At 67.6% G+C, this 10,425-nt stretch carries 6 protein-coding genes and 1 rRNA gene; 3 read left to right on the forward strand and 4 right to left on the reverse strand.

Going from position 1 to position 10,425, the window contains the following annotated elements:
• Positions 1 to 56: 56 nt before the first annotated feature.
• The 3 genes from Q322_RS0111250 to Q322_RS0111260 form a co-directional block, all read right to left on the reverse strand.
• Positions 57 to 4,463: an SNF2-related protein gene (locus tag Q322_RS0111250; RefSeq protein WP_029478013.1), complete on the reverse strand. Its 4,407-nt coding sequence runs from the start codon at positions 4,461 to 4,463 to the stop codon at positions 57 to 59.
• 377 nt (positions 4,464 to 4,840) lie between these two features.
• Positions 4,841 to 6,979, reverse strand: coding sequence for a tetratricopeptide repeat protein (locus Q322_RS0111255; protein WP_245593230.1), 2,139 nt, complete (start codon positions 6,977 to 6,979; stop codon positions 4,841 to 4,843).
• A gap of 35 nt (positions 6,980 to 7,014) precedes the next feature.
• A complete protein-coding gene (locus Q322_RS0111260; RefSeq protein WP_029478015.1) occupies positions 7,015 to 7,593 on the reverse strand; it encodes a glycerol-3-phosphate acyltransferase in 579 nt (192 codons plus the stop codon).
• 218 nt (positions 7,594 to 7,811) lie between these two features.
• Between Q322_RS0111260 and Q322_RS0111265 the strand changes: the two genes are divergently transcribed.
• The 3 genes from Q322_RS0111265 to Q322_RS0111285 all read left to right on the forward strand — a co-directional run bounded on the left by Q322_RS0111265 (position 7,812) and on the right by Q322_RS0111285 (position 10,001).
• On the forward strand, positions 7,812 to 8,597 hold the full coding sequence (locus Q322_RS0111265; protein WP_084147944.1) for a HesA/MoeB/ThiF family protein: 786 nt from the start codon (positions 7,812 to 7,814) through the stop codon (positions 8,595 to 8,597).
• Positions 8,598 to 8,801: 204 nt separating this feature from the next.
• The gene (locus Q322_RS0111275) at positions 8,802 to 9,146 is read left to right on the forward strand and encodes an HU family DNA-binding protein (protein ID WP_029478017.1); all 345 of its coding nucleotides are present in this window, start codon (positions 8,802 to 8,804) and stop codon (positions 9,144 to 9,146) included.
• A 360-nt stretch (positions 9,147 to 9,506) separates the two neighbouring features.
• A complete protein-coding gene (locus Q322_RS0111285; RefSeq protein WP_034418374.1) occupies positions 9,507 to 10,001 on the forward strand; it encodes a CarD family transcriptional regulator in 495 nt (164 codons plus the stop codon).
• 103 nt (positions 10,002 to 10,104) lie between these two features.
• Here the strand turns inward: Q322_RS0111285 and Q322_RS0111290 are convergent.
• A 16S ribosomal RNA gene (locus Q322_RS0111290) occupies positions 10,105 to 10,425 on the reverse strand; the annotation flags it as partial.

Consider the following 10,425-nt stretch of genomic DNA (forward strand, 5'->3'; position numbering starts at 1 on the left):
CGTTCAAGGAAAAGAGAGCGGCGAAAGCTGCCCGTGGGTTCACCCCTGCGCCTGTCTCACGCCCCCACCCCTTCCTCTTCCTCCTCGTTTTCCAGCGGGGCGAACAGGCGGTCCAGATCGTGCGCCGTGAGCTGGGTCGCCTCGCTGAGGCCGCCGTCCAGGATGCCGCGCGCCAGGCTGGCCTTGCGGGCCTGCAACTCCAGAATGCGTTCCTCCACGCTGCCCGCCGCGATCAGCTTGTACACGAACACCGGCTTGTCCTGCCCGATGCGGTAGGCGCGGTCGGTGGCCTGGTCCTCGGCGGCAGGGTTCCACCACGGATCGTAATGGATCACGGTATCGGCAGCCGTCAGGTTCAGGCCCACGCCCCCGGCCTTCAGGGTGATTAAAAAGACGTGGGTATCGCCGCGCTGGAAGGCGTCGATCTGCGACTGGCGGTCCTGGGTCTGGCCGGTGATCATCGAATACGGGATGCCCTGCTCCTCCACCCACGTCTCCAGATGCCCCAGCAGCGTGGCAAAACCGCTGAAGATCAGCACCCGGCGGCCCTCCTCGATCATCTGCGGCAGGTGGCCCTGAAGCCAGTCGAACTTGGCGTTGCCCTGCACCTTCTTGGCCGCCTCCAGCTTGACCAGACGCGGATCGGTGACGGCCTGGCGCAGCTTTAGCAGGGCGTCGAGGATGGCAATGGTGCTGCGGGCCAGTCCACGCGCCTGCAATTCCTCGCGCACCCGGCTTTCCATCGTCACGCGCACGGTTTCGTACAGGTCACGCTGATCGCCGTCCAGGGTCACGCGCACCGGAATCTCGGTCTTAGGGGGCAGCTCGCGGGCCACGTCGCGTTTCTCGCGGCGCAGGATAAAGGGGCGCACGCGGGCGGCCAGCGCGGCGCGGCGGCCCGCGTCCCCGCGTTTCTCGATGGGGGTGCGGTACAGCTCGCGGAAGGTCTTTTCATCGTGCAGCAGGCCCGGCGACAGGAAATTAAACTGGGACCACAGCTCGCCCAGGTGGTTTTCCAGCGGCGTGCCGGTCAGGCACAATCGGTGGCGGGCGTCCACGCTGCCCGCCGCCTTGGCCGCCGCCGTCTTGTTGTTCTTGATGTTCTGCGCCTCGTCCAGGATCAGCATGTGGTACTGAAATTTGCGGAGTTCATCCAGATCGCGTGGCAACAAGGGGTAGGTGCTGAGAATCAGGTCATGCTCCTCGATCTCGCTGAACAGCTCGCGCCGCTCCTTGCCGTGCAGGGTCAGCACTTTCAGGCTGGGCGCAAATTTCGCCGCCTCGGCCTGCCAGTTGCCGATCACGGAGGTGGGAGCGATGACCAGGCTGGGACGGTCCGCGCGGCCCGCATCCTTTTCAATCAGGAGGTGGGCCAGGGTCTGCACGGTGTTGTGCGTGACGATGTATTGCTCGGTGACATACAGGCGGTCTGAGGCGGCCACAGCAATGCACTGCGCGGGCTTCATCCCGACGTATTCGATCTGTTTGATCCCCCGACTCGGCAGCCCGTTTTCAACAACACAGTTGGTGGGCCGACGGTACGCTGCCAGCTTCTCCGAGAGCCTGAACGGATCGAGATGCGGCGGCAACTTGAGGGGGACGCGCCAGGTTGCTCCATAGCGGCGCTCCCCCTGATAGACATGCGTGGTCAGCTTGCGCCGGATGCGGGCCGTGCCGCCCAGCGACTGCACTAGCTCCACGACGCCACGCGCCAGGGCCTCCGAGACACTGGTGTATTCCACCACCACGCCCGCGTGTCCGTCGGTGTCCAGCAAGCCCTGTAACACGGCGAGGCGCTGTTCGGGGCTGCCCAGCAGGTAGGCAGCAGGAATAAATTTGTCGTGTCCGCCCAGCCCGTGCAGACCCAGAGTCCGTAATGCGTCCTTGAGCGGATTGGCCGTCCACTGTCCCGGCGAAACCAGACGGCAGGTGCTGACTTTAGGATTGAGGCGTTCGGCGTGCTGAGCGTAAACGGGCGCGGGCAGCGCCAATGCTCCCACCAGCTCATCTTCGGATGTGATGTTGATGCCGTGCTTCATTCCGCCGTCGCCTAGCAGCGCGCCCAGCGTGTAAGGGTCAACGGGCAGCTCACGCGGCGCGAACTGCACAGCGTCTACAACGGGCAGATAGTGCTTGAGATTTCCTGCGGCGTCCGCCAGATCGGTCATGATCTGCGCGGTGGTCAGCACCCGCTCTGACAGACCGCGACGCTTGCGAACCGGGGTGTTCACGGCCCACAGATGTTCCCCGTCCACTTCCACACTCGCGCCGTCGGTCAGGGTGACGCAGTAGATCGGGCGCTGGCCTTGCGGATAGACGCCGATCACATGGGTGGGTAATCCGTCACGGCCCATTACATGATCGCCCACCTCCAGCTCACCCATCGTTCGCCAGCCGTCTGGGGTCAGCACACCAGCGTCCAGCGGTTGCGCTTTACCCAGCCCCATGTCGTCGGCCAGAATGCCGCCCAGCTCGTACTCGCGCAGGAATTGCAGCCAGGCCAGGCCCTGCAACTGGTACGGGCGCAGCTCGGCGTTCAGGCCAGCGGGCGGCTCTACCGGCTGGATACCGCCGAAGTCGCGCAGCTTGCGCCCCAGCTCCAGCAATCTTTCCGCACCCACCCAGCGGGCACGCAACGCGCTTTCCAGTTCGGCCAGGCGGGCGGCGTCCAGCAGGGGCAGGCGCAGCGGTCCGGCGGGCAGATCGCGCAGATTCAGCTCCACCAGCACGCCCAGAATGGCGCGGATGCGTCCGGCGGGCAGGGCCACGCGGCGGCCATCACCCAGCGCGGCGAACAGCGTTTCATCGTCCTCCAGCGCGGCCAGCGCCTCCGGGGAGAACAGCTCGGGCTGGCGGGCGATCAGGTCCGCCAGCACGGGGATCAGGCTGACGCGTTCGCCGTCCACCACGATGCCCAGGTCCAGGGTGAACCAGCCACCAAAAGAGTCGTCGGCCTCGCCGTACCAGTCGCTGATCTCGGCAAAATTCAGGGGAAAATCGGGGTGGATGTGCAGGGTGAAGCCGCGCTCCTCCAGGGCCGCGCGCCCGCCGCGCATGAAGTCCATCCACGATTCCTCGTCACCCAGGGTCAGCAGGTCCCGCATCTCGGGGGAAAAGGCGTAGTCGCCAAAGGTCTCGTTCAGGGTGTCGAAGCCTGCCCGGTGCAGGGCACGTTCGGCCTCGCGCTCCAGCACCCGGTCACGCGGAATGCGGGTCAGCACGCCGTCGCGGTAGACGGTGGGATTGGGCGTCTCGGACAGGGTGCCGGGCGAGTCGGGAACCAGCAGGCCGCCGTAGGCGTGTTTCAGCTCGGCCACCGCCAGGGTTTGCTCCTCCTCGCGCACCATCCAGCGGTCCGGGACGTAGACGGTGCCTACGCGGGCCAGCAGGTGCAGTTGCGGCGTGTATGGCAGGGTTTCCTCGCGCACCTTGACGGTCTGTGGGATCGGCAGGCCCAGGCCCGAGGCGGTAATCGCGTGCGCCAACGCCGTGGCCTGGGCGGGTTGCAGCGTGGGGCCAGACAGAAAGCGGGCGGCCTGTTCGGGCGGGGCGTCGGCCACCACCCGCGACAGCAGGCCGGATGCGGGCTGCACCGCCCAGGGTTTGGGCGTGGGCAGCAGCACGGCGTCTGGCGCGTCCGTGATCGCCAGCGACGGCGACTGCGCCCCGCGCTCGTCGGAGGTCCAGGTCAGCGAGCCGCCCAGGTCCGGGCCGCGCGTCAGGGGGTGTTCGGGGCGCTCCCAGCACAGCCGCCCGCTGTCCAGCAGCGATTCGATCAGCAGGTCTCCCGCCGGGTGGCCGCCCAGCGCGTGCAGCTCCTCGGCGTAGCGGCCCGGTTCGCGGGCGGAGTCGGTGGCCAGGTCCAGCAGGCGCAGCAGATCGGCGTCGCGGCGCACGAAGGCGGGCGCGGTGGACAGGCTGCGCGGCGCGGCGTAGGTTTCGGCAGCCCGTAGGTCGGGCACCTCGCCGCGCACCGGCAGGCGGACCACCCGCAGGGCCACCCGCCGCGCCGAGGACGTGCCATTGGACGGCGGCAGCCGCCGCAGCACGTAGCGCAGCTCGAACTGCCGCCCACGCGACGCGCTGCGCCCGCACGCGCCGAAGCCCGCCAGCCACTGCTGGGTGCGGGCGTCCAGGGCTTCCTCGGCCTGCACCGGTCCGGCGGCGGGAGAGGTGTGCGGGCGCGGCCCCTCGGGCGGATCGGTGGCCAGCACCAGCGCGGCCACATGGCGGCAGCGGTAGCGCCCGCAGGTACACGACGACGCGCGCAGTTGCGGGTCCGGGGGGGGCAGCAGTTCCACCGACGCCTCGTAGTCCACCCCGCCCTCGCTCACGGTGCCCTGCGCCCGCCAGCCCGCCTCGGTCCAGTCGCGCCGCACATTCTGAACGGCCTCCTGGCGCAGCGCCAGCCCCTGCGCCGCCGTATCCAGCCCAAAGCCCGGCGGCAGGCGACTGAGCTTCATCCCCCCACCCGCCACAGCGCCGCTGACCAGAGGACCACCACATTCACCGCAGAGAAAAACACGCCCCCGAGTCTAACGCATCTCGTAAAACGGCGCAGTGATAGGCAGAAAGGCGCAGGGTGACCGCGAGGTCGGCGTCACGGCAATGGACGCGCGGCCAACCCCTCAATCTGCTCCCCTCATTGGCGGCCAGGAGGATCGAAACGTTGGCCAGCACGGCTTTTATCAGAAGTCCGCACGGGCGGTGGAGCGCGGTGAGCAGAGACCCTCTTGTGGCCAACCACACGGCTTGAACCGAGTGCGGTCACTTCAGCGGTCACTTTATCGGAGAGGCGGGACATGGGCGGAACCCCTCCCCTACCCTCAGCCCCCCACCCTCAGCTCTCGGCCCGCTCCTCCCAGCGTTGCTGGCGGACCTGACGGAACCCGGCGGTCAGCAAAATGACCGCGTTGAGAATGTAGATCACGGCCAGCGCGGCGATCAGGCTGGTTTGCAGTCCGGTTTGCAGGGTGCCGGAGGCCAGCAGGGACAGCTCTGGAAAATTGACCAGGCCGCTGCGGGGGGTCAGCGCCGCGAGGGCCGCCGCCCAGGACAGCAGCAGCATGCCGCCCCAGGGGCTGTTCATCAGGCCAGTGCCGGGCAGCAGCACGGTCAGTGCCCGCACCAGCAGCGTGCGCGCCTGGGCCGGGGTCTGGGCCGCGCGCGGCAGCAGCAGCGAGAGCAGCAGCAGCGCGCCCAGCAGCGCCGTGCCCAGCAGCGCCCAGCCCAGGCGCGGGCTGCGGCCCGGCGCGGCGCTCAGCACCTGGACCGGGTTCAGCAGCGACCCCCGCAGGGTCACGCTCAGGTCACCGGTCACGGCGCGGGTCAGGCTGCGCTGGTCCGGGTAGCACAGCCGGGGCTGACCGGGGCGGTAGGTCCGCTGGAAGCTAGCGTCGGGGCCAGCAGGATTCAGGCCCAGATTGAAGGCGGCGGCGCTCAGATCGGGGCGGGCAGACAGCGCGGCGCGGTACTGCTCGCGGGCCTGGGCCTCGTCGCCGCGGGCCTGCGAGATCACGCCCAGGTTGTTCAGGGCGCAGGCGTCGGGCAGCGCCGACGTGTAGATCTGGCGGGCTGCCGAATCGTCGCCGTCCAGTTGCGAGGCCAGACCGATCAGCAGGACGCTGTCGGGACCGGGGCGCAGGTTCAGGTCACCCAGGCCCGCCCCACCCCAGCCCCCGCCGTAGGTGCCCATGTTCAGCGCCGGATCCCGGAGCGCCGCGCCCGCCCGGTTGGCCCACTGCCACCCGCCCAACGAGGCCAGCAGCCCGGCCAGCAGCAGGGTCAGCAAAAAGCGCTCGCTCAGGGACGCGTAGGCCACCGAGCTGAAACGCGCCCGCGCCAGTGGACGGCGCAGCCACGACCCAAAGCGCCCCCCCAGGGGCCGGGTGGCCTGGCCCTGCGCCCGCCACGCCCGGGCGATCAGAACCAGCGCCGCCGCCACAAGACTCAGCGCCAGCGCCAGCGTGGACAGCCGCGCGGCGTCGCGCACGCTGTTCAGACCGCTCGGCCCCAGGTTGTACAGGGTTCCGGCCCGCAGCGAGCGCGCGAACTGCCGCCACTCCTCGGCCTCGCCCGCGCGGCCCTGGGCGTCCAGGATGCCCGCGTAGCGCGCGTACAGCGCCGGGCCGCCCTTGAACCGGGGGTGCAGTTCGCGCAGGTAGGCCATCCAAGACTCGGCACGGGCCAGGCGATTTTGCGCCAGCAGGGTGCCCAGATAGGCGCTGGGGTTGCCGTAGGCGCGCAGGGCCGTGCGGCTGACCGGCACGTCGGGGTCCAGCCCGCGCCCGGCGGCGTCGCGGCGGGCGCGGTCCAGCGCCAGATCGGCGGCTGCCGGGTACCCCGCCGTGTCCAGCCGCGCGGCCAGTTGCACCCACGCCGGAAACGGCAGCGTGGTCCCCAGCGCCCGCCGCACGGTGCTCAGGGCCGCGTAGCTGTCGCCCGCCGCCCGGCGCTGCTCGGCCAGCCGGAGCAGCAAAAAGGGATTGGTGGGGTCCTCGCTCGCTGCCGCCTGAACATCGGCCTCCGGTACCGCCTGGGCGGCGCGCAGCAGCCAGCCGGTCACGGCGGGGTCCGGCGGAAAGACCACCCGTTCCTGCACGCTGGGACCAGACGCACCCGTGGCCAGTGTGAAGCGCTCGGCGTAGCCGTCTCCCCCAGTGGTCACACGCACCACACCCCCGGAGGCGTCCAGCGAGCTGACTGGCCCCGGCAGATCGGCGCGGCCCAGCACCCGGCCCCGCGTGGTGTAGGCATAAACCTCCGGCCCCACACCCAGATACGTCACGCCGCCCACCTCCAGCGGACCGCTCAGCTCGCCCAGCGCCGCCGGGAAACTGCGCTGCCACACCAGCTCCGGGCCGTTCTCATAGCGCAGGGTGCGGCCTTCCAGCACCGGCGCGGCCCCCGCCGGGGCACTCCAGGCCAGGGCCAGCGCGAGGGCGAGGACAGGACGCAGGAGGACGGATTTGCCCCGCATCACACCTTGGCCCTGCCTCACACGTTGGCCCTGCCTCACGCCTGGCTCTCCGGCCCCACCGGAACAGCCAGCAGGTGAACGGCCCGCAGCGCCATCGCCGCGCCGCCCGCCAGCACATCGCTCAGGCCACCGTAGCGCAGGCCCAGCAGCAGGGCCAGCGGCATGGCGACGGCAGTGGCGAAGGGCACGGCGTTCAGTTTCAGGCGGGGTTGCAGCGTGGCCCGGTACAGCGGGATCAGGGCCAGCGCGACGGCCAGCGTGCCCAGCAACGCCAGTGGGGCCGCCACCAGCAAGGCCCCCATAAACGGCGCGATGCCGCTGCCGCCCCGAAAACGGAAGAACACCGGGTAGCAGTGCCCCAGCACCACCGCCAGGGTGGCCAGCCAGGTCAGCTCCGGCGTCAGCGCGCGGGCCAGCAGCACGGCCAGCATCCCCTTCAGGATGTCTCCGGCGGTCACCAGCATGGCGGCGCTCCGCCCAAACTGCCGGTAGGTGCCGCTGCCCCCCGGCAGATCGCGCCCCCGGATGTCCGCCCCACGCGCCCGCGAATACAGCACGCCCGTGACCAGTGATCCCAGCAGGTAGGAGAGAAGGGCGACCAGCAGGGGCAGCATACGCGCCGCATTGTAGGGCAGGGCCGCTGTGAAAGAGGGGGAAGCGGGTTCCGGGGCCACCGGGCTGGATAGGCGTATCGCCTGTGGAACGGTCACGGCCCGCTGTGATGCCAGGGGCCGCTGGATGGTCGGCGCCAGAGGCCCGCCAACGGCCCTGGAATGGAGGACTGTGGATTGATCGGGAACTCTCGCCACGGCCCTCCTCTACACTCGGAACGATGATCACCAGTCAAGGCAGGGGGCAGGCGCGGGAGACAAATGAGGACCGCTCCCATGAGGACCTGTCCCACGAAGAATTGCGGCGCTACTCGCGGCAACTGCTGGTTCCGGAATGGCTGGACGCCGGGGCGCAGGAGCGGCTGCGGCGTTCAAGCGTGCTGGTGGTGGGCGCGGGCGGGCTGGGCGGCCCGGTGGTCATGCTGCTGGCGGGGGCCGGGGTGGGCCGACTGGTCGTTGCAGACGGTGACACGGTCAGCCCCAGCAACCTTCACCGCCAGACGCACTTCACCTCTGCCGACGTGGGCCGTGCCAAGGCTGAGGTGGCGGCGGCGCGGGCGCAGGCGATCAATCCTTTCGTGCACGTTCAGACTGCGCCCAGATTGGAGCAACCGGAGGCGCTGCAACGCGCCATAGACGGAATGACGCTCGTCGTAGACGCCACCGACAATTTTGAGACGCGGTACGCGATTGCCGACGCCTGCCAGAAGACTGGGCACGAATGGGTCTGGGGCGCGGCCAGCGGCAGCAGCGGCATGGTCAGCGTGTTCGGTCCCCACCTGGGCCTGCGTGACCTGTTTCCCACTCCCGGCGACGCGCCCTCCTGCGACGAGACCGGCGTGCTGGGTCCGCTACCACAGGTGGTGGGCGGCGTGATGGCCCAGGAAGCGCTCAAGGTTTTGGGAGGTGTGGGTGAACCCTTGCGGGGCCGATTGTGGATCTATGAAGCCCTGCCTGGACGCGTTCGCCTGCTGACCCTCAAGTCAGTAGTCCTGACCTCTTCTTGATTAAATGCTCATGTAATATTCATATAGAAAGATGTCCAGGACGGTATTCTTTTCATTATTGTAGCTTTTTTGTCCTGAGAGGAACAGCACATGACTTTAGAGAAGCAGTTGGCAGCGCAGATTCCAGGTCTTGACGACAAGTAAATGTATGTTAACGTTCATTTGAGCTGCAGTCCGCTCAATTCAAATTCTGGAGGTTTGCACATGGCCAAGAGCACCAAACCCGCCGCGAAGAAATCTGTCGCCAAGGCTTCGCCCGCGAAAGCCGCGAGTCACAAGATCGCCAAAACCCAGATCATCGACATGGTGGCCGAGAAGACCAGCCTGAATAAAAAGCAGGCGGGCGAAGCTGTGGCCGCGATGCTGAGCAGCGTAGTGAACGCACTACAGGGCGGCAAGAGCGTGGGCCTGCCTGGCCTGGGCACCCTGAGCGTCACCCAGACGGCGGCCCGGACCGGCGTGCGCCCTGGCACCAGCCAGAAGATCACCATTCCCGCAGGCAAGAAAATTCGCTACAAGGTGGCCAGCACCCTCAAGGGCACCCTCTGAGCCAGGTGCCGCGCCCAGAGCTGCAAACTCAAACTTCCAGCCGGCCCAGCGATGGCGTCGGCTGGATTTTTTAATTCTCTAACGGCTTACGTTGTCTCCTGCTCGCTGCCCTGCCACTGAACGCCCCAGGCGACCCCTCGCGCCAAGACCCCAATGTGCATTTCTAACCGTTTTCGGATAATCTTGGATTCATGCACCACCACTGGGTTTTGTCCAGGGCAACTTTCCAGGACAACTTGCGGCGTGGTTGATCTGCGGCGTGGCCCCGACTTGCTGGACCCGGCTTTCTGGACAGGACGCCTGGCAGTGCTCGACAGACCTTGGCCGGGCAGCAGATTAAGGGGTGAAACCTTGAATCAGATGGCTTTTGAACCTGGCGACCGCGTGGTCCTGCCCCCGTACGGCATCGATGTAATCAGCGGCACCTGCCAGCGTCCGGTGGGCCAGCAAACCCACGCCTATTATGAGTTACAATTTGCCCATACGGCCAGCCGCGCCTACGTCCCGGTAGCCGCCCCACAAAACGCTGGCATGCGCGCCGCCCTGACCGAGAGCGACCTGCCCGAACTGCTGGCTCAGCTTCAGGACAGCAGTCTAGATCTGCCGCGCCAGTGGGCCGCCCGGCAACGCCTGGTCACCGAGATCATCGCCAGCGGCAGACCCCTGGAGCTGGCGGTCCTCACCTGCGAGTTGCGGCGCTGGAACATAAAACGCGGCCTGCCCGACCTGGACCGACAAGCTTTCCGGCGCGCCATCAAACTCCTGGAGCAGGAGGTGGGCGGCCTGACCGATCAGAATGCCAGGGCGGTCCAGCACTTTCTTGACCGTGCCTGGAATGAGAACCCACACAACTGACACCAGCACACACAAGGAAGCGCCCCCAACTTTCGTTGGGGGCGCTGGGGCAGATGAGATAAAGATTCTCACGAATCATGATGAACGCAGTGCGGAACCGTGTAAAGGAGGTGATCCAACCGCACCTTCCGGTACAGTTACCTTGTTACGACTTCACCCCAGTCATGTACCACAGCCTAGACGCCTGCCGTAAAGCTCCCGGCGGTTTGAGCTGCAATATACTCCCGTGGTGTGACGGGCGGTGTGTACAAGGCCCGGGAACGTATTCACCGCGGTATGCTGACCCGCGATTACTAGCGATTCCAACTTCACGGAGTCGAGTTGCAGACTCCGATCTGAACTGGGGATGGCTTTTGGCGATTCGCTCACTCTCGCGAGTTGGCTGCGCGTTGTACCATCCATTGTAGCACGTGTGTAGCCCAGG

The sequence above is a fragment of the Deinococcus frigens DSM 12807 genome (assembly GCF_000701425.1).
GTDB classification, from domain to species: Bacteria; Deinococcota; Deinococci; order Deinococcales; family Deinococcaceae; genus Deinococcus; species Deinococcus frigens.

What these genes read in the sequence shown, in the direction of transcription:
- Q322_RS0111265 (WP_084147944.1), top strand. Translation starts at nt 7,812, where the DNA reads ATGATCACCAGTCAAGGCAGGGGGCAGGCGCGGGAGACAAATGAGGAC.
- Q322_RS0111285 (WP_034418374.1), top strand. Translation starts at nt 9,507, where the DNA reads ATGGCTTTTGAACCTGGCGACCGCGTGGTCCTGCCCCCGTACGGCATC.
- Q322_RS0111250 (WP_029478013.1), bottom strand. Translation starts at nt 4,463, where the DNA reads ATGAAGCTCAGTCGCCTGCCGCCGGGCTTTGGGCTGGATACGGCGGCG.
- Q322_RS0111260 (WP_029478015.1), bottom strand. Translation starts at nt 7,593, where the DNA reads ATGCTGCCCCTGCTGGTCGCCCTTCTCTCCTACCTGCTGGGATCACTG.
- Q322_RS0111255 (WP_245593230.1), bottom strand. Translation starts at nt 6,979, where the DNA reads ATGCGGGGCAAATCCGTCCTCCTGCGTCCTGTCCTCGCCCTCGCGCTG.
- Q322_RS0111275 (WP_029478017.1), top strand. Translation starts at nt 8,802, where the DNA reads ATGGCCAAGAGCACCAAACCCGCCGCGAAGAAATCTGTCGCCAAGGCT.